This is a genomic window from Methylobacterium sp. FW306-05-D, assembly GCF_058782155.1.
Window position 1 is genome coordinate 1 of record NZ_JBYSXL010000022.1, and the last position, 18,654, is coordinate 18,654.

Genomic DNA, 18,654 nt, shown 5'->3' on the forward strand with positions numbered 1-18,654 from the left:
ATCGAGCGGGGGCCGGATCGGCGGCCGGGACCTCCGGGATCAGGTCGGGGTGTCGATGTCGTTCCAAGCCGTCCCGGAATCGTGCTGTTAGCCCGGGAGGCCATTCAGGGCGACATGGCGGTCCGCCACGACATCGCCGTCGAGCGGAGGGCCCTTCTGCCGGCTCCGCCGGACGGTCCCGGGTCGCTCTGCGCGATGCGGGCGGTGACGAGGCCGAGAGCCCGGAACGGGGTGCTGGCCGTCTCGCTTCGCTCGAACAGTCGCTGGAGGAGGTTCACCCTGGCGCCTCGTGCCGGGGCGTCGCGCCCCTCGTGCCGGTCACGAGGCGTCGCGGGACGCGCTGCAGGATCGGTCGTTTCGAGAGGGCCTTCTAAGCGGGTTCGCGCCAGCCCGCCACCGGGAACCGGGCTGAAATCTCGACGCGTCACGGGGCCGGCAGCCGAACCTCGGAAACGCCGGCACTCCTGAGACGCATCGCTCCCGGTAGACGGGCCGGATGCGGAAACGCCCCGCGTGCCGGGGGCGCGCAGGGCGTTTCGTTCCTTCGGTGCGAGGCTCGGCCTGCCGGGCGTGCCCGCGTCCGCGCTCAGCAATTGTCGGCTTTGTCACCCTTCACGACCTGCCCCTCGGCGGGCTTCTTCTCACCCGGCGCGGGCTGCGTGTTGGCGCCGACATTGTTCATCGCCCCGACGGTGCCGGGCGACTCGGCCTTGGCGCCGGGCGTCACCTTGGCAGCCGAACCGCCATCCACGTTGGAGGACTTGTCCATCGCGGCGGACTTGTCCTTCATGGAGCTGGTGGTGCCGGTCGCGCAGGGGGCTGCGAATGCGGTGGTGGCGGTCAGCATCAGGGCGGCGGTCGCGAGGGTAAGATTTCGCATGGTCGAATTTCCTCCAGGGATCATTGTTCTGGAGATCAAACCCGGTGTGCGCCCACACGTTCCAAAATTGGTCTTCTGCGACGCGGTCAGATATTCCGGCGGATACAGGCCGCCGGAATGCAATTTTGGGTTTTCGACTGGCCTCAGGCCGTCGCCAGAGCGGCCGCCATCTTCTGGGCGAAGGCGACGGGATCCCGCGGCGTGTCGCCATCCTGCACCCGGGCGAGGTCGAGAAGCGTCCCGGCCGCCTCGGTGATCGCTTCCTGCGCCTCGACCTTGGCGCTGAGGGCGCGGATCAGCGGATGGCGCGGGTTGATCTCCAGCACCGGCATGCCGCCACCGCCCCGGCCGGCCCGGCGCAGGAGGCGCTGCATCTGCAGGTCCGGGCCGTGGCCCGAGGCGGAGAGCACCACGGCGCTCTCGACGAGGCGGTCGGTGGCCCGCACGTCGGAGACGTCGGGGCCGAGCGCTTCCTTGAGGGCCGCGACCAGGGCCTCGACGGAGGCCGGTGCCTCTTCGCCCTCGGGCGTCTCGCCCGCGAACTTCGAGAGGTCGACGGCCCCCTGCGTCACCGAGCGCAGCGGCTTGTCGTCGAAGCGGGCCAGGGCTTCGGGCCAGAAGGCGTCGACGTGGTCGGAGAGCAGCAGCACCTCGATGCCCCGGGCACGGAAGCCCTCGAGCTGAGGTGAGCGCTTCAGGGCGTCCGCATCGTCGGCGACGAGGTAGTAGATCGCTTCCTGGCCGTCCTTCATCCGCGAGACGTAGTCGGGCAGAGAGGTCCAGCCCTCGACGGCCGAGGAGTGGAAGCGCAGCAGCGGGGCGATCTCGGCACGGCGCTCATGGTCCTCGTAGATGCCTTCCTTGAGGACGGGACCGAAATTCTCCCAGAACGGGCGGTAGCCCTCGGCATCCTTGGCCCGGGTGGTGAGTTCGGAAAGCACGCGGCCCGTGACCGCGCGGCGGATCTTGGTCAGCACCGGCGTCGCCTGCAGCATCTCGCGGGAAACGTTGAGGGGCAGGTCCTCGGTGTCGACCACGCCCTGGACGAAGCGCAGCCAGGAGGGGAGGAGCTCGGCCTCGTCGGTGATGAACATGCGCCGCACGTGCAGGCGCACCTTGCTGGCGCGCTCGCCCTCCACCGCCTGGAACGGCTTCATGCCGGGCACGAACAGCAGGGCCGAGAATTCCAGCGCGCCCTCCGCGCGCCAGTGCAGGGTCGCCCAGGGCTCGTCGAAGTTCATGCCGACATGGCGGTAGAACTCGGTGTACTGCTCCGGTGTGACCTCGGACTTCGCCTTGCGCCACAGGGCCGTGCCCTGGTTGGCGTTCTCCTCCTTGCCGTCCTCGCCGCGGATCGCGATCGGCACGGTGATGTGGTCGGCCCATTTGCGCACGACGTGGTCGAGCCGGTAGCTCTCCAGGTACTCGTCGGCATCCTCCTTGAGGTGCAGGACGATGTCGGTGCCGGGCTCGGCGCGGGTGGCGGGCTCGAGCGTGTAGCTGCCCTGGCCCTCGGAGGCCCAGGTCCAGGCCTCCTCGGAGCCGGCCCGGCGCGAGGTCACGGTGACCCGGTCGGCGACCATGAAGGCCGAGTAGAAGCCCACGCCGAACTGGCCGATCAGGCTCGGCTTGTCCTCGGGCTTGGCGTCGCTGAGGGTCTGGCTGAAGGCGCGGGTGCCCGAGCGGGCGATGGTGCCGAGGTTCTGGGCCAGTTCCGCCTTGGTCATGCCGATGCCGGCATCCGAGAGCGTCAGGGTGCGGGCGGCCTTGTCCGGAACGATGCGGACCCTGGCGTCGGCGGGCAGCGCGGAGGCCTGATCGGTCAGCGCCTCGAAGCGGCGCCGGTCCATGGCGTCTGCGGCGTTGGCCACCAGCTCGCGCAGGAAGATCTCCCGGTCGGAATAGAGGGCGTGGACCACTAGGTCCAATAGCCGCCCGACCTCGGCACCGAATTCGTGCCGTTCCACGGTGTCGCTCAAGGGAACGTCTCCTGATGTCGAAGAATGAATGAAGCGTGCGCGATATGCCGTCGCGTCCCGGCGAATTCAATGGCGGCCAAGGTCGAGCCGGGTCCGGACGCCTTCGCGGCGGAGGGTACCCGGGTCGACGCTCGGTTCATGGGAACGGTTCACGGGCACAGATCATGGGCACGGATCAGGGGGACGCACATTCGCGCCCCATTGCCTCGGATTTCACCGCGCCGGCACGCAACCTTCGCGGGTCTCGGGCGTAGCCGTGCCTTCACACGAAAGCGGGACGATTCCGATGGAACCGATGAAGCCGATGAAGCCCATGGAACCGATGAAACCCATGGAGCCGATGAAGGGCTCCGAGCCCTGGTGGCCACAGGAACTGGGGCAGCCCTCCACCAGCGGCGGCCAGAACGACATGCGCTACGCGTTCTTCCCCGACAAGCACCGCCTGCTGATCGAGCGGGACGGCAAGCTGACGACCTACGACAGCGGCGACCATCAGATCAGCGGCGTCTCGCAGTCGAACGGTCGCTCGCCGACCTTCTCGAGCCAGAACGGCGACGTCGCCCTGGACGACCTCAAGGTGGTCGACTGATCCGAAAGCCGCGCGCCGCACCGGCGCCGGACCCGCGATCGGGTTCGGCCGGCGGACCTGCTCGCGAGACTTGCTCGCGAGACGTGCCGGCAGGATGTCCCGCCGGCCTCGCGTCCGCGTCGGCCGGAACCGCCCCTCAGGCTACGGCTCGGGCGGCGTCGGTGTGCCCGCGCGACCAGCGCTCGATCGTCTTCGGTACGTCGGAGGCGGGGCTCGGCCGCGCGAAGAAGTAGCCCTGCCCCTCGTCGCAGCCCTCGCTGCGCAGCCGGTCGAACTGCGCCTCCGTCTCGATGCCCTCGGCGGTGGTGCGCATGCCGAGGCTGAGGCCGAGCCCGATCACCGCCCGGACGATGAGGCCGGAATCGGTCTTGTTGGTGATGTCGCGCACGAAGGACTGGTCGATCTTGATCTTGTCGAAGGGGAACGAGCGCAGGTAGCTGAGCGACGAGTAGCCGGTGCCGAAATCGTCCATGGCGATCCGCACTCCGAGGCGGCGCAGGGCGTAGAGCGTCGCCAGGGTCGCAAGATTGTCCTTGAGGAGCACCGATTCGGTGATCTCCAGTTCGAGCCGTCCGGGCGGCAGCCGACTCTGCGTCAGGGCCTGGCGCACGGCCTCGACGATGACCTCGTCGCGGAACTGCACCGCCGAGACGTTGACCGCCACCTTGATGCCGTCGGGCCAGCGCATCGCCTCGGTGCAGGCCTTGGTGAGGCACCAGGCACCGAGCGGCACGATGAGGCCGATCTCCTCGGAGACCGAGATGAACTCTCCCGGGGGAACGAGGCCGCGCACCGGATGGCGCCAGCGGACCAGCGCCTCGAAGCCGCCGATGCGCCGGGCGCGGAAATCGTAGATCGGCTGGTAGTGCAGCTCGAATTCCTCGCGCGCCAGGGCCTCGCGCAGGTCGAGCTCAAGGGCCCGGCGTGCCTGGAGGCTGACGTCCATCTCCGCCTCGAAGAAGCGCCAGGTGCCGCGCCCGTCCGCCTTGGCCCGGTAGAGGGCGACGTCGGCGTTCTTGAGGAGCTTGTCGCAGGTGGTGCCGTCGCCCGGCGCGAAGCAGATGCCGATGCTGACGCCGACGCCGGCCCGGTGCCCGTCGAGATCGTAGGGCGCGCTGATCACGTCCACGATCCGGCGGGCGAGCACGGCGGCATCCTGCGGCCGCTCGGCCTGCGACAGGATGATGGCGAACTCGTCGCCGCCGAGCCGGGCCACGGTGTCGACCTCGCGCACGCAGGCCCGCAGCCGGTCGGCCACCGCGCGCAGCAGGGCGTCGCCCACGGGATGGCCCAAAGTGTCGTTGACCTCCTTGAAGCGGTCGAGGTCGAGGCAGAGCACCGCGAACGGGCTGCCGCGCCCGAGATGGGCGACCGCCTCCTCGATCCGCTCGCCGAACATCGCCCGGTTCGGCAGGCCCGTGAGCACGTCGTGGCGGGCCATGAAGGCGATGCGCGCATCCGCCTCCCGGCGCTCGGTGACGTCCTCGTAGGTCGCCACCAGGCCGCCCCCGCGCACCGCCTTGTGCGAGACCGCGACCACGCGCCCGTCGCCGAGGTGCAGGAAGTCCGAATCGACCGAGCCTCCGCTGGCGGTCTCGGCCTGGGCCAGGGCGAAGGCGTCGGAATCCGGCTGCGGATAGTCGCCCCGCGTCGCGCTCAGGCCGGCGACCTCCCGGTAGGACAGGCCGAGGGGAAGCTCGTCGGCCCTCAGGCCGAAGATCTCGCAGTAGCGCCGGTTGACGACGATCAGGCAGCCGGCGGCGTCGAACAGGCAGAGCCCCTGGGACATGTTGTCGAGGGCGGTGTCGAGGCGCAGGTTGGTCGACTGGAGGACCGCCTCCTGCTGCTTGAGCAGGGTGATGTCGCTGCAGACCGCGATGAAGCCGCCCGTGCGCGTGGCGCTCCGGCTGATGCGGAGCCAGCGGCCATCGGCGAGGCGCAGTTCGCTGCGCTCGTCGGGCGTGGACAGGAGCGCCTGGGCGAGGCTGCCCGGACCGGATTCGGCCTGCGCGAGGGCGGCGATGGTGCGGCCCGAGGGCAGGGTGCCGGCGCGAAAGCCGAGGTAATCCTCGGCCTGGCTGTTGGTGAGCGAGATCCGCCCGGCCTCGTCGACGACGACGATGCCTTCGCGGGAGGTCTCCAGGGCATCGGCGAGGCGGTCCTCGGCGGAGATCCGCTGCGCCACCTCCTTCTCCATCGCCTGGCGGATGTTGTCGCGCATGGTGCCCATGGCGGCCAGCAGCGTTCCGACCTCGTCGGCCCCGCCGGCCGGCATGGTGCCGCTGAGGTCGCCTCCGGCGATGCGGGTGGCGGCCTGCGAGGCATCGGCCAGGGGGCCCATGATGCGGCGCGCCAGGCAGAAGGCCACGGTGCCGGAGAGGAGCACGGCGATCAGGGTGCCGATGAGGTTGAGCCGGGTCTCGCGGGCGACGATGGCCCGCGCCTGCTGGCGATAGATGAAGCCGTCGCCGGCCGTGTAGTTGATGAACAGGTCGAAGTTTTCCTCCGCCACCGCGGCGTGGCGGTCGAGTTCGGCGTAGGCGGCCTCGCTCCGGCCGAGATCCGTGATCCTGGCCCGGGCCTCCGTCCATTCGGACACCGCCCGCTCGGCGGCCTGCGCCGCGCCGGTCGCCCGCTCGGACTGCGCGCGCTCCACGGCGATCTCGAGGTCCTCGGCGAGGAGGCGCTGGAGGCTGGCGAAGCGCTCGTCGAGGAGCGTGCGGGCCGCCGGATCGGTGATCATCCAGCGTCGCGCCTCCACGGTGCGCATCCCGGCGAAGTCGGTGGCGGCGGCGCGGGCGTAGTTGATGGACATCAGCGAGCGGTCGAAGGTCTGGCTGACGAGCTCGTCCGCCCGGCGGATGCTCGACGCCGCCGAGAGCCCGAGGGCGCCCGTGATCGCGCTCATCACCAGGAACGCGATCACGATCCGGCCCCGGATCGTGCCGAGCATCGCACCCAGCCGGTCGACCAGCCAGCGGCCGGTGCGCGAACGCGATGGCATCGGGGTTTCGGGCGATGTCATCCAGTCTGTCCCGTCCAATGATGGAGGATAGGATGAATGATAGTTGTTAAGGCCGTCTTGAGATGCCGTGCGCGGATTCGGTTCTTAACCGGCAGTTCATCGGGGTATGAAACCCTATCTGCGGACGGGGCCGGCCTGATCTGTGACGCGGCTCGTCAGATTTCCACCGGGGATCATCTCGACCCTCATCATCGGATAACGGACGGAACGCGGATGCGGCGCCTCACACTCGTATGCGTGGCCTTTGGGATTGCCGGTGCGACCTGCGGTGGGCTGGCCTTGGCGGCCGTCGGAACGCCGAGCCTGCACGTGTCCCAGAAGGGGCGCGCCTTCCAGCCCAACGCCCTCACCGTCCGGCAGGGCACCCAGGTGGAGATCGTCAACGACGACGGCGACCTCCTCCACCACGTCTACATCGATTCGCCCGACTTCACCTTCGATTCCGGAGACCTGAAGCCCGGTAGCCGGACCCGGGTGGTCTTCGACGTGGGCGGGACCTTCGCGGTGCTGTGCGGGATCCATCCGAAGATGAAGCTGACGGTGCGGGTGGACGGCCGCTGAGGCGGCCGATCCCGGTGCCCGCGCCGGCGGCTCCTCAGGTCAGGGGCGCGCCCTGCAGCACGGCATGGGCGCCGTAATAGAGCCCGATGAAGGCCGCCAGGGCCGCTCCGTATCCAAAGGGGGTCACGGCGAGGTTGCGCAGGCGGTAGGGCGCGGAGGCGTTGTCGGCGGCCAGGGCCACCATGGCGACGATGATCGGCGCGTGCCCGATGGCGTCGACCTTCCCGAACTCGAAGATCGCCGAGATGAAGGTCGCGGCGAGCAGGATCGCGGAGATCCGACGCACCAGCGGCGTGCAGACCAGGGCGAAGGCGAGGGCGAATTCCACGGCGCCGGCGGCCTTCATGAAGTACTCGCCGGTGAATCCGAAGGTCATGCCCGGATGCTCGACGAAGAGCGGGAACGACCATTGCGGGTAGGCCCACTTCTCGACGGACGCCCACATCAGCGTGATGGCGGCGGTGTAGCGCACGACGTCGAGGGGCCGGATGTTGCCCGGCAGGGAAAGGCTGAGGCCGGTGAGCGCGCAATAGGCGGCGACGCCGAGGAACACCGGATAGTCCGCGAGGTGGAACGCGCCGTACTGGACCACGGCGGTCGTGAACAGCACGACGATGCCGAGGGCCGAGAACACCATCGTGCGCCGCCACAGGAAGCCGGCCGCGATGGCGAGCTGGAACCAGGGCAGCACGGTGTTGGCGGTCTTGAGCTCGGGCGTCAGGATGATGCCGCCCAGCGTCCACAGCGAGACGAAGAAGCCGCCCAGCACCGCGCGGAACAGAAGCTCGGTGTTTTCGCGCGCCCAGGCGGTGGTCCGGTCGAGGGATCGGGTCAGTGCTGCCCCCAGCACCGTTCCCTCCAGGAGACCGCCCACGATCAGGGCGAGGACGGACAGGCCGACCAGCTTCTCGAAGTCGGCGCACAGGACTTCGCCGAGATCCCGGGGCGCGCCGACGAGATCGTAGGCGCAGAACCATTTCACGTGAGCCATCGCGGCGCCGGAGCCCGCGACGGTGAGGACAGCCGTCGTCATCATGACTGCGACACGCGGCAGCCAGCGTCTTCCAGGTTGCATGGGGGGAGGCCCTGTTCACGAAACCGGCGCGGGGGCTTGCCGGCGCGATGAAAACTACGCGCCTTCTCCGGTTTGCGGAAGGAACTTGTTAATAGTCCTTGCCAAATGGTTAACCTGTGGCGTCTCGGCATCGGACGCCCGAGCGGGCTCGTCCGCACGAATGCACGGGGCCGTGTAACGGTTCGGTGACGATGCTTCTGAAAAGCTTTCGCGCGGAGAGCGTTTGCTAACCGTCCCGGCGCTAGCGAGGGGGACGAACCGTCTCACCCGAAGAGTTCGATGATCGCGACCCTGAGCCTGTCGAGCCTGATGGTGGGAACCGGACTGTCTTACGCGGCGATCCGGACGCCGAGCCGGGCCGAAAGCCTGGAGCGCTGGTCCGGGCGGCTCCTCCTCGGAGGGCTGGGACTGCTCGGGGCCGCGCTGCCGCTCTTCCGTTGACGGCGAAGTCACGGCCGGCGGAGGATCGCGGACGGGCCCGCCCGCTCAGTTGAGGCGGGGCGGCACCGCGAGGCTGGCGGTCCCGTCGGCGCTCAGGGTCTTCAGGAAGGCGATCAGATCGTGCTTCTCGGCCTCGGTCAGGCCGAGCGGCTTGATCGCCGGCGAGCGGCTCGGCCGGTCGATGCCGCCGCGATCGTAGAGATCGATGACCTCGCGCAGGGAGGCCAGCGAGCCGTCGTGCATGTAGGGCCCGCGCGTGGCCACGTCCCGCAGGGTCGGGGTCTTGAACGCGTAGCGCAGCTGAACCGAATCCGGAAAGAACGCGGCCCGGCCGATATCCGTGCCGGTGCCGACGCCGATGTCGTGGAAGGACCCGTCCGTGAAGGTCCAGCCGGAATGGCAGCCGGCGCACTGCGCCTTGCCGTTGAACAGCACGAAGCCGGCCCTAGCGCTCGGACCGATGGCGCCGGCGTCGCCCGCCACCCAGCGGTCGAAGGGCGTCTCGCCGGAGACGATGGAACGCTGGAAGGTCGCCAGGGCCAGCTCGACCGTCCGGCGGCCGATCGCGCCGTCGGAGCCGTCCGCGCCGACCCGGTCCGGGAACGCGGCCGCGAAGGCGCGGACGTAGCCGGCATCCGCCTTGAGACGCGCGATCAGCGTCTTCTCGGGCAGGTTCATCGCGTTCGTGCCGGTGATCGGCGTGAAGGCGACGTCCTCGAGGCTGCGGAACTTGCCGTCCCAGCCGAGAATCGGGATCTGGGCCACATCGAGCAGCGTCGGCGTGCGTACCTTCATCGCCGCGCCGGTCTCGCCGATGCCGCGGGGGCGGCCGTCGCTCCAGGACCGGGTCGTCTGGTGGCAGCTGGCGCAGCTCATGGTGCGCCCGCCCGAGAGCAAGGTGTCGAAGAACAGGCGCCGGCCGAGATCGGCCTTGGCCGGGCTGTAGGGATTCTCGGGCGGATGCAGCGCCTCGTCGACGCGCCGATAGGCCTCGCGCAGTGCCGACAGTTCGGCCTGCGTCGTGCTGGTATCCGCTCGTTCCGGCTCGCCAGCGCCCGAAGCGCGTAACCCGAGCCCGGTCGCCGCCAGGGCGACGAGGGCAAGGCCGGCGAACGCGGCGCTGACCTGTCTGCGCATCGCGATCTCCTGACCCCGCCAGCGCTATACCGAACCCGTTAACGAAGTCTCACGACGCTTGCCCCGGCCGATCTGTCGCATGATCGGTAATCGGCGAATTGGCGCGAACGTTGCTTATGCCGCCCCAGCCAGCGATGGCTGCGAATCCCGTCAGGTGTCCTGGGATGTCGCATCGCTTCAGGACGAGAGGCTCGGAATGACGAAATACAAACTCGAGTACATCTGGCTCGACGGCTACACTCCGGTGCCGAACCTTCGCGGTAAGACTCAGATCAAGGAATTCGACGCGTTCCCGACCCTTGAGCAGCTTCCGCTCTGGGGCTTCGACGGCAGCTCGACGATGCAGGCCGAAGGCGGCAGCTCCGATTGCATGTTGAAGCCCGTGCGCCACTTCCCGGATTCCACGCGCAAGAACGGCGTTCTGGTGATGTGCGAAGTGATGATGCCGGACGGCGTCACCCCGCACGCCTCCAACAAGCGCGCCACCATCCTCGACGATGACGGCGCCTGGTTCGGATTCGAGCAAGAATACTTCTTCTACAAGGACGGCCGTCCCCTCGGCTTCCCCGTCTCCGGCTACCCGGCCCCGCAGGGCCCGTACTATTGCGGCGTCGGCTACAAGGAAGTCGGCAGCATCGCCCGCAAGATCGTCGAGGAACACCTCGACCTCTGCCTCGATGCCGGCATCAATCACGAGGGCATCAACGCCGAGGTGGCCAAGGGCCAGTGGGAATTCCAGATCTTCGGCAAGGGCTCCAAGAAGGCCGCCGACGAGATGTGGGTCGCCCGCTACCTGCTCCAGCGCCTGTGCGAGACCTACGAGATCGACGTCGAGTACCATTGCAAGCCGCTCGGCGCGACCGACTGGAACGGCTCGGGCATGCACGCCAACTTCTCGACCGAGCACATGCGCACGGTCGGCGGCAAGGCGTATTTCGAAGCCCTGATGGCGGCCTTCAAGGAGAACCTCGACGACCACATCGCGGTCTACGGCCCCGACAACCACATGCGCCTGACCGGCAAGCACGAGACCGCGGCCATCGACCAGTTCAGCTACGGCGTCGCCGACCGCGGCGCCTCGATCCGCGTGCCGCACAGCTTCGTCAACAACGAGTACAAGGGCTACCTGGAAGATCGCCGTCCCAACAGCCAGGGGGACCCCTACCAGATCGCCTCGCAGATCCTGAAGACCATCGCCTCGGTCCCGACCGAGACGAGCCAGCAGGCAGCTGCCTAAGTTTTAATCTGTCTCGGGCGAAATTTGCTCCCGATCTAAGCAGAACCCGCCGCGGCGCCCGCGGCGGGTTCTTTTTTTGCCTCTCCAATGAACAGATCCACCGGGCAGCCAGCGGGTTCAGGCCCCGAAGATCGACCAGCCGAGACGCTTCGTCAGCATCTCCAGGGCGATCCGCCCGAGATGGGAATTGCCGGAGGCGTCGAGCCCGGGCGACCAGACGGCGATCGAGGCCTTCCCCGGCGCGATCGCCAGGATGCCCCCGCCGACGCCGCTCTTGCCCGGCAGGCCGACCCGGTAGGCGAACTCGCCCGAGCCGTCGTAATGCCCGCAGGTGAGCATCACCGCGTTGATCCGGCGGGCCCGCTCGGGCGAGACCACGGACAGCCCCGTCAGCGGGTTGCGGCCCGAATGGGCGAGGAAGCGTCCGGCCTGGGCGAGCTGCCGGCACGACATGCTGAGGGCGCAATGGTGGAAGTAGACGCCGAGGGTGAAGTCGACTGGATTATCGAGCACCCCGAAGGACTTCATGTAGTGGGCCAGCGCCATGTTGCGGAAGCCGGTGCGCAGCTCGGAGGCGGCCACCGCCTCGTCGATGGCGATGGTGGGGTCCTGCGCCAGGAACTGCATGAAGCGCAGGATCTCGCCAATGGCCTCGCGGGGCTGGTGCCCGGACAGGATCAGGTCCGTCACCGCGATCGCACCGGCATTGATGAAGGGATTGCGCGGGATTCCGCGCTCGCGTTCGAGCTGGACGATGGAGTTGAACGGGCTGCCGGAAGGCTCGCGCCCGACCCGGCGCCAGAGCCGGTCGCCGGCCATTCCGAGGGCGAGGGTCAGGGTGAAGACCTTCGAGATGCTCTGGATCGAGAAGGGTTCGTCGCAGTCGCCGGCGGCCGCGACCCGTCCCCCGGCGTCGATCACCACGAGGCCGAAGGCCTTGGCGTCGACCCCGGCGAGTTCGGGAATGTAGGTCGCCACCTCGCCCCGATCCGGCCTCTCCCGCATCGCGTCGGCGATCTCGCGGACGACAAGGTCGAGATCGGGCAGGTCTGACGGCATCGGGCAGCGCTTCCGTGGCGTGGACGAGGGGCGGGCCGACGCGCGCAAGCGCCGGGCCACGCTGGGGCTAGCGGAGTATCGTCCTGTACGATGAAGACCCGGTTCCGCGGGGCGCTTCACAGCCGCGGGCCGCCCGGGCCGCGCCCGGCTACTGTTCAGCTTGCCGACAGAATTACGAGACTATAGATTTTCAACGGCGACGCTTGACCGATGTATCGGCATTGTTTCTAACTGTTTCCAATCGATGCTCATGATCTTTCGCCTGCATTCGGCGGCTTAAGATCATATGAATGCTTTTTTCAGAGGTCGTTAAATCGCGCCGCCGTAGCACGGCCGCCGAAATGACGGCGCTCCGGACTCTCCGGCCCCGGCCGTCGAGCGATGAGCAGCAATGAGCATTGATTCGAGCGACCCGAACCGCCGCGGCGGACCTGGCGAGATCCAGCTCGCGGCGCCGACGACGTCCCGCCTCGCCGGGGCGACGTCGGTCCCGGCGGCAGGGGGGTGCCCGGACTTCGCCAAATCCGAGATCAGCGAGCCCGAAGTCGCGAAAGCCGACATCGCGCGCGCGACCGATCCCGGGCCCGCGCCTTCCGCTTCGGCCCCGTCCGACCCCGGCGAGGCCAGGATGACCGTGGAAGCCCGCCGGCGCATCGGACGCAACCTGCGCCTCCTCTACGCCGAGGTGCTGAACCAGCCGCTCCCCGACCGCTTCGACGCCCTCCTCGCCGATCTGGCCGCCCGCAGCACGACGCGAGGATCCTCATGAACAACGCGATGCCCAATCCTGTCGGCACGCCGCAGGGTGCCGACGACGAGATGCGCGAGCTCCTGCTTGGGGCGATTCCGGCCCTGCGGGCCTTCGCCTTCTCGCTGACCTACGATCTCGACCGCAGCGACGACCTCGTCCAGGACACCCTGGTCCGGGCCTGGACCAAGGCCGAGAGCTTCACCCGGGGCACCAACCTCACGGCGTGGCTGTTCACCATCCTGCGCAACCTGTTCTACTCCGAGCAGCGCAAGCGCAAGCGCGAGGTGGAGGACGCCGACGGCGCCCTGGCCGGGCGTCTGACGAGCCTGCCCGAGCAGGAGATCCGGGTCGAGATGCGCGAGTTCCAGGAGGCCCTGAACGAACTGCCGTTCAGCCAGCGCGAGGCCCTGGTCCTCGTCGGCGCGCAGAACTTCACCTACGAGGAGGCCGCGGAGATCTGCGGCGTCGCCGTGGGCACCATGAAGAGCCGCGTCAGCCGCGCACGCGGCCGGCTGATCGAGAGCCTCGGGATGAACGGCACCGACGATATCGGCGCCGATGCGTTCACCCGGGCGGCCTTGGGGCCGCCGCCCGGGTAGCGCACCTCATCGGCTGGGCGCCGGGCGAGACGCGCCCGACGCGCTCAGATCAGGGCGGCCCGCACCGCGCGGGCGATCTCGGCGGGCGGAGCCTCGTTGCGGTCGCCCAGGAGGCGCCGTCCGGAGGCGATCACCTGCAGGGCCTCGCGGCTGCTACCGTCGCGCAGGGCCACCGCCTCCAGGTCGCGCAGATACTCGATCACGCCCTCCCGGGCCTTGGCGTGGCGGGCGAGCACCGGCTCGACCCGCGACGTGACGTCGTTCGCCACCGAGGCCCAGAATGCGGCCGGTCCGGCGGAATTCTCATGCATCGTATCGCCTCCCTGACGTGTGCGGTCACGGCCAGGATCGAGGAGCCGCCGATCGGGCGGGGTGGCTTGCCCCGACGCGCGTTCGACCCTGCACCGGGTTAGCAAGGGAGAAGCGAAGTCCTGAATAACTTGGATCAAAGCCGAAGCAAAAACCACCGTTGGTTGTCGTTTGGCCGATTTCAAGAGTGTCGGTCGTGTCTGCTCCAAGTTCTGGATAAGTGTTCCCGGAGTTCCGTCTTCGGAACACGAAGCACGGGTGTCGGGTTTTCAAGATCTGCTCGAACCAACGCAGCGGCCGATCGGGCGCTCCCGCGGCGCGGCCCCTGAACCCGGGCATCCCGGTGGTGCGCCGCCGAGCAGGAAGGGCCGCCCGCCTCGGCGTGCGGCCCTTCGATTCCGCATCGAGGATGCCAGTGGAGGCAGCCATGGGCCTGTTCACCCGCGATATCAAAACGCTCGACGACCTCTTCGTGCACACGCTTCAGGACATCTACTATGCCGAGCACCAGATCACGAAGGCATTGCCCAAGATGATCGGTAAGGCGACCCATCCGGAACTGAAGCAGGGTTTCGAGACCCACCTGCGCCAGACCGAAACCCAGATCCAGCGCCTGGAAAAGGTCTTCCAGATGCACGGACACAGCCCCAAGGCAGTCACCTGCCCGGCGATCGACGGCATCATCGAGGAGGCGAACGAGCTCGCCGGCGAGATCGCCGACAAGGACGTGCTGGACGCCGCCCTCGCGGCCTCGGCCCAGGCTGTGGAGCATTACGAGATCACCCGCTACGGCACCCTGATCGCTTGGGCCAAGCGCCTGGGGCGGGACGATTGCGCCGGTGTCCTCCAGCAGAACCTCGACGAGGAAAAGGCGACCGACCACCTGCTGACCGCCCTGGCGGAGCGGCAGGTGAATCAGCGCGCGGCCTGATTCCGACCGGAGGCGCTCGTCGTTGCGCTGATCGGAGCCGTTGCTTTTTGGGCCGCGTCCCGCGCACCCTGGCGCGGCCCGGTCGTCCGTCCGCGGCGGATCGAGACCCCCCGACGAGAGGCCCATGGCCCGCAAGCGCGCGCGACCGACGAACGAGATCCTGCTGGAGGCAACGGTCCGCCTCGGCCTGCCGCCCCGGAGCGTCGAGGTGGATGCCCTGCGGCTCCATCTCGGCCTGCCCGACTATGGCGGTCTCGTCGAGGATGCGGTGGTCGCCAAGGCGCTGCGCGAGCTGAGGGCACGGCGGGCCTTCGCCGAGGGTGGCGCCACGGCCGTGAAGAAGGCGGTGCCGGCCCTGCGCGCCGCGGTGATGCGCGACGGCGGCATCGCCTGGACCATCCGGACCCTGATCCCCGTCCTCGATGGCGGGCGCCTCGACCTGCGGATCGACGCGACACCCGAGACCGCGATCGCCGGCATCCTCTCCGGCATGGCCTACCGCAACGATCCGAACTGGCGCCTTGAGGAATTGCGGGCGGCCGTCGCCGAGACCCAGTTACGCACCGCCAAGTCCCTTCGCCGTGCAGTGGAGCGGTTGCGCGACCAGGTCGCCGAGGATCTGCGCGAGGTCGGCGCCGATGCCGCCACCTATATCGACCATCTCGACCGGTCGCTGCGCTCGCGTGCCTTCCTGCTCTCGCCGAACCTCAACCAGTCGCTCACCGACACCCTGAAGGGCGTGCGCGCCCGCGCCCGCAGCGTGGCGCGGGAGGATTCGCGCCTGCGCCGCCTGCGCGACCAAGTCGGCTTCGGGGCCTATATCGAGAAATTCACCGCGGCCCGGCGCCTCGGCCGGCGCATCATCTTCCATATGGGGCCGACCAATTCCGGCAAGACCTACGCGGCCCTGGAGATGCTGCGTGCCGCCCCCACCGGCACCTACCTCGCCCCCTTGCGCCTGCTGGCGCTCGAAAACTACGAGGCCCTGGCCGAGCGCGGCCTGCGCGCCGGCATGGTGACGGGCGAGGAGACGCTGGGCGACCTCAATCCGACCCACACCGCCCGCACCATCGAGACCGCCGACCTCACCCGGCCCGTCGACGTGGCGGTGATCGACGAGATCCAGATGATCGGCGATCCCGACCGGGGCTGGGCCTGGACCAATGCCCTGTTCGGCGTGGCCGCCCATACGGTGGTGGTCTGCGGCTCGGACGATGCGCTGGCCGCCGTGCGCCGCGCCGCGGAGGCCGCCAACGAGTCCCTCGAGGTCGTCACCTTCGTGCGCAAGACGCCGCTGGTGCTGCAGGAGACGCCCGTCCCCCTGGAGAAGGTGATGCCGGGCGACGCGGTGGTGGCGTTCTCGCGCCGGTCCGTCCACGAGAACCGCGAGATCCTGGTGGCGGCCGGCCACCGGGTGGCGACGATCTACGGCGCACTCTCGCCCGAGGTGCGGCGCGCCGAGGCCGCGCGCTTCCGGGCCGGCGAGGCCGATGTCCTCGTCACGACCGACGCCATCGGCATGGGCCTCAATCTCGGCCCCCTGAAGCGGATCGTCTTCTCGGCGGTGCGCAAGTGGGACGGGGTCGGCGAGCGGGCGCTGACCAATTCCGAGATCCGCCAGATCGCCGGCCGCGCCGGCCGCTTCGGGCACCAGGACGAGGGCTACGTCGCCGCGATCGACGAGACCGGGCTGGAGCCGATCCGGGCCGCGCTGGCCGGCGCACCCACGGCCCCGGCCGCCGATACGCGCTTCTTCGTGCGCCCCGACCTCATCGCGATCAATTCCGTGGCCGAGGAGATGCGCACCGACAGCCTGCGCGAGGTGCTGGCGCACTTCGCCCGCGCCACCTTCTATGCCGGCTCGCCGTTCCAGCCCTCCGCCCTGGAGGAGATCCTGGAGATCGCCCGCGTGGTGGACAAGGCGCGGCTGCCGATCGCGGAGAAGTTCGCCTTCTCGGTCTGCCCGGTGGATCGGCGCGACCCCGTCTCCCTCGGCATGCTGGAGCGCTGGACCCAGGCCCGGGCAGCGGACACCACGGTGCCGGCCCTGCGGGCGAACCTCGCGGGGGAACTGGACTACCAGGAACGGACGGTGAAGCTCGCCAGCGCCTATCTCTGGCTGTCCCGGCGCTTTCCCGAGACCTTCGACGACGCCGAGGCCATGCGCACGATGCGGGCCCGCGCCAACGGTGAGATCGAGCGCCATCTCCGGGAGACGGCGACCCGCAAGGTCGAGCGTCGGACGCGGCGGGCCGGCACACGGGGCTGATGTCTGCCTCAGGCGGGCCGGGACGACCGGTGGGCCAGGGGAGGGACGATCCCTCCCCGACGCCGATCCGGGTTCTGCGCGCGATAAGCTTCGCTCAGGCCGACTTGAGGTGGGCGGCCAGGTGCTTGTTCATCTCGAACATGGTGCACTTGTCCTTGCCGAAGACCTTCTTCAGCTTGTCGTCGGCCAGGATCTCGCGCTTGTTCTCGGGATTCTGGAGGTTGTGCTTCTTGATGTATTCCCAGACCTTGCTGACCACCTCGCCACGCGGCAGGGCGGCATCGCCGACGACGGCGGCGAGTTCCGAGGAGGGCTTCAGCGGCTGCTGCAGCGCGTTGGGCTTGGCGCCGTCGCCCTTCGGCGCAGCGACCTTCTTGCCCTTGGCGGCGGGCTTCTCGGCGTCCTTCGGGGCCGCCTTGGGAGCGGCTTTCGGGGCGGCCTTCTCGGCGGTCTTGGTGGTGCTCTTTGCCATGGGGTCTTCCTCCGGATGTCGACGGTGAGCGCCGGTACGCCCACGGCCGGTGGCCTCGCAGCGCATAGCTGCAACAACTAAGCGGTGCCGCGAGCGTTCCAAGGGGAAACCGCCCGCGGCCAGCCCGTCATCCACAGGCGCGGGGCGCCGTGTGCGGACGAGGCGACCCCGCGCCGAGATCGAAGGCCCACGACTTGGCCCTGAACTTGATCGGCCCCGCACTGTACTTCGCGACGGCATCGACGTGGGCCGACGGCGCGACGACACAGGCCGGCCTCCGGAAAAGCGGTGTGGATCAGGAGTTTAAGCCGCCGCCGCCGCCGAGGCGCCCGTCTCGGCCCGGGCGGAGACGCGCCCGCTTCGCCCGCTCGGACCGCGTCGCGCCGGGGCGATGCAGACCCGCGCGCGCGCCCGGTCCTGAAGGGCGCCCCCATCCGATCAAATATTTCGCGCTGCGATCAAGAATTTCGACCCACGACGAAGAATTGAAGGGAATAACGAGGTGCCCGCCGGCTTCAAGGCCCGGTCGGCGGCCGGGCGATCGAATTCGGGACAGGGCCGGGCCGGAGGCATCATCGAACCTTAAGGGCGATCGGCGACGCTGCGGGCATGATCCTCATCGCGTTCACGCTCTCGCTGGGTGCCGCCGTCGCGCTCATCATCGGCCTCGGCACGCTGGTCTCGATCGAGGCCGAACCCGCGACGGCCGCGCGCGTCGATGCCGGCCTGATCTGACGGCCGGCGCCCGAACCGGCCGCCGCCTCGAAGCGTTGCGCCAGGGTTCCTTCCCGGTCCCGATCGCTCCTGCATGTTCGACAACTCCGTCGCCTCGTCCCTCGACAGCACAGCCCACATCATCCAGATCGCGCTGACGCCCGTCTTCCTGCTCTCGGGCATCGCCACGCTTCTGAACGTGTTCGGTACCCGCCTCGCCCGGGTGGCCGACCAGGCCGAGCGCATCTCCCAGGCGATCGACGGCGCCTCCGGTCACGAACAGGTCCGCCTCGCCCGCCGCATGAACGCCCTGCGCCGGCGCTCCCTCGCCCTCGACGCCGCCGTGATCCTCGGGGCGCTCGGCGGGGTCGCCACCTGCGGGGCGGTGCTGACCCTGTTCGTCGGAGCCCTGCGCGACGCCACCGTGGCCGACATCCTGTTCGTGCTGTTCGGCCTCGCGATCCTCTGCACCCTGAGCGCCCTGATGGTGTTCGGCTTCGAGATGCTCCTGGCGAGCCGCGGCATGCGCCAGTGGGTGGCCGTGCGCCAGATCGAGGTGGCCGAAGAGACCGGGGTGCCGGTGGACGAGCGGGCGTAAGGCCGGAACCCCTGCGCGGCTCGCGGGC

18 protein-coding genes are annotated in these 18,654 nt (G+C 69.1%); 10 read left to right on the top strand and 8 right to left on the bottom strand.

What is annotated here, in order from left to right; genetic code table 11:
- Positions 1–586 precede the first annotated feature (586 nt).
- Positions 587–880 carry a hypothetical protein gene (locus AC3WLN_RS10090; RefSeq protein ID WP_492480878.1) on the bottom strand — a complete coding sequence of 98 codons (294 nt, stop codon included), beginning with the start codon at positions 878–880 and terminating at the stop codon, positions 587–589.
- Between the two features lie 143 nt (positions 881–1,023).
- A complete protein-coding gene (htpG, locus tag AC3WLN_RS10095; protein WP_492480880.1) occupies positions 1,024–2,859 on the bottom strand; it encodes a molecular chaperone HtpG in 1,836 nt (611 codons plus the stop codon).
- Between the two features lie 286 nt (positions 2,860–3,145).
- Here htpG and AC3WLN_RS10100 point away from each other — a divergent pair, with 286 nt between their 5' ends.
- The gene (locus AC3WLN_RS10100; RefSeq protein ID WP_492480882.1) at positions 3,146–3,448 is read left to right on the top strand and encodes a hypothetical protein; all 303 of its coding nucleotides are present in this window, start codon (positions 3,146–3,148) and stop codon (positions 3,446–3,448) included.
- A 136-nt stretch (positions 3,449–3,584) separates the two neighbouring features.
- On the opposite strand, the gene AC3WLN_RS10105 is transcribed toward AC3WLN_RS10100, so the two are convergent.
- Positions 3,585–6,473 carry an EAL domain-containing protein gene (locus AC3WLN_RS10105; RefSeq protein WP_492480884.1) on the bottom strand — a complete coding sequence of 963 codons (2,889 nt, stop codon included), beginning with the start codon at positions 6,471–6,473 and terminating at the stop codon, positions 3,585–3,587.
- 213 nt (positions 6,474–6,686) lie between these two features.
- Here AC3WLN_RS10105 and AC3WLN_RS10110 point away from each other — a divergent pair, with 213 nt between their 5' ends.
- Positions 6,687–7,034: a cupredoxin domain-containing protein gene (locus AC3WLN_RS10110; protein WP_492480886.1), complete on the top strand. Its 348-nt coding sequence runs from the start codon at positions 6,687–6,689 to the stop codon at positions 7,032–7,034.
- Positions 7,035–7,068: 34 nt separating this feature from the next.
- Here the strand turns inward: AC3WLN_RS10110 and AC3WLN_RS10115 are convergent, their stop codons facing one another.
- Positions 7,069–8,070 carry a hypothetical protein gene (locus AC3WLN_RS10115; RefSeq protein ID WP_492480888.1) on the bottom strand — a complete coding sequence of 334 codons (1,002 nt, stop codon included), beginning with the start codon at positions 8,068–8,070 and terminating at the stop codon, positions 7,069–7,071.
- Positions 8,071–8,388: 318 nt separating this feature from the next.
- Here AC3WLN_RS10115 and AC3WLN_RS10120 point away from each other — a divergent pair, with 318 nt between their 5' ends.
- Positions 8,389–8,550 carry a hypothetical protein gene (locus tag AC3WLN_RS10120; RefSeq protein WP_463772597.1) on the top strand — a complete coding sequence of 54 codons (162 nt, stop codon included), beginning with the start codon at positions 8,389–8,391 and terminating at the stop codon, positions 8,548–8,550.
- Between the two features lie 45 nt (positions 8,551–8,595).
- Here the strand turns inward: AC3WLN_RS10120 and AC3WLN_RS10125 are convergent, their stop codons facing one another.
- Entirely contained in the window at positions 8,596–9,687 is a 1,092-nt protein-coding gene (locus AC3WLN_RS10125; RefSeq protein WP_492480890.1) for a cytochrome-c peroxidase, read from the bottom strand.
- A gap of 196 nt (positions 9,688–9,883) precedes the next feature.
- Here AC3WLN_RS10125 and AC3WLN_RS10130 point away from each other — a divergent pair, with 196 nt between their 5' ends.
- On the top strand, positions 9,884–10,924 hold the full coding sequence (locus AC3WLN_RS10130) for a glutamine synthetase beta-grasp domain-containing protein (RefSeq protein WP_492480892.1): 1,041 nt from the start codon (positions 9,884–9,886) through the stop codon (positions 10,922–10,924).
- Positions 10,925–11,041: 117 nt separating this feature from the next.
- Here AC3WLN_RS10130 and AC3WLN_RS10135 read toward each other — a convergent pair whose 3' ends face one another.
- Entirely contained in the window at positions 11,042–11,971 is a 930-nt protein-coding gene (locus AC3WLN_RS10135) for a glutaminase (protein WP_492480969.1), read from the bottom strand.
- A 403-nt stretch (positions 11,972–12,374) separates the two neighbouring features.
- Between AC3WLN_RS10135 and AC3WLN_RS10140 the strand changes: the two genes are divergently transcribed.
- Both AC3WLN_RS10140 and AC3WLN_RS10145 read left to right on the top strand, forming a co-directional pair.
- On the top strand, positions 12,375–12,752 hold the full coding sequence (locus AC3WLN_RS10140; protein WP_492480894.1) for a NepR family anti-sigma factor: 378 nt from the start codon (positions 12,375–12,377) through the stop codon (positions 12,750–12,752).
- Entirely contained in the window at positions 12,749–13,333 is a 585-nt protein-coding gene (locus AC3WLN_RS10145; protein ID WP_492480896.1) for a sigma-70 family RNA polymerase sigma factor, read from the top strand. Before AC3WLN_RS10140 ends, AC3WLN_RS10145 begins: the two co-directional genes overlap by 4 nt.
- A 44-nt stretch (positions 13,334–13,377) precedes the next feature.
- Here the strand turns inward: AC3WLN_RS10145 and AC3WLN_RS10150 are convergent, their stop codons facing one another.
- Positions 13,378–13,644 (bottom strand): hypothetical protein, encoded by a 267-nt coding sequence (locus tag AC3WLN_RS10150; protein WP_492480898.1) that lies wholly within the window; start codon positions 13,642–13,644, stop codon positions 13,378–13,380.
- Positions 13,645–14,069: 425 nt separating this feature from the next.
- Between AC3WLN_RS10150 and AC3WLN_RS10155 the strand changes: the two genes are divergently transcribed.
- Positions 14,070–14,573: a YciE/YciF ferroxidase family protein gene (locus tag AC3WLN_RS10155; RefSeq protein ID WP_492480900.1), complete on the top strand. Its 504-nt coding sequence runs from the start codon at positions 14,070–14,072 to the stop codon at positions 14,571–14,573.
- 124 nt (positions 14,574–14,697) lie between these two features.
- Positions 14,698–16,842 (top strand): helicase-related protein, encoded by a 2,145-nt coding sequence (locus AC3WLN_RS10160; protein ID WP_492480902.1) that lies wholly within the window; start codon positions 14,698–14,700, stop codon positions 16,840–16,842.
- Positions 16,843–16,936: 94 nt separating this feature from the next.
- Here AC3WLN_RS10160 and AC3WLN_RS10165 read toward each other — a convergent pair whose 3' ends face one another.
- Entirely contained in the window at positions 16,937–17,314 is a 378-nt protein-coding gene (locus AC3WLN_RS10165; RefSeq protein WP_492480904.1) for an SWIB/MDM2 domain-containing protein, read from the bottom strand.
- 609 nt (positions 17,315–17,923) lie between these two features.
- Here AC3WLN_RS10165 and AC3WLN_RS10170 point away from each other — a divergent pair.
- Together AC3WLN_RS10170 and AC3WLN_RS10175 are read left to right on the top strand one after the other, a co-directional pair.
- Positions 17,924–18,049: a hypothetical protein gene (locus AC3WLN_RS10170; protein ID WP_492480906.1), complete on the top strand. Its 126-nt coding sequence runs from the start codon at positions 17,924–17,926 to the stop codon at positions 18,047–18,049.
- 73 nt (positions 18,050–18,122) lie between these two features.
- Positions 18,123–18,626, top strand: coding sequence for a DUF2721 domain-containing protein (locus AC3WLN_RS10175; RefSeq protein ID WP_492480908.1), 504 nt, complete (start codon positions 18,123–18,125; stop codon positions 18,624–18,626).
- Positions 18,627–18,654: the final 28 nt, after the last annotated feature.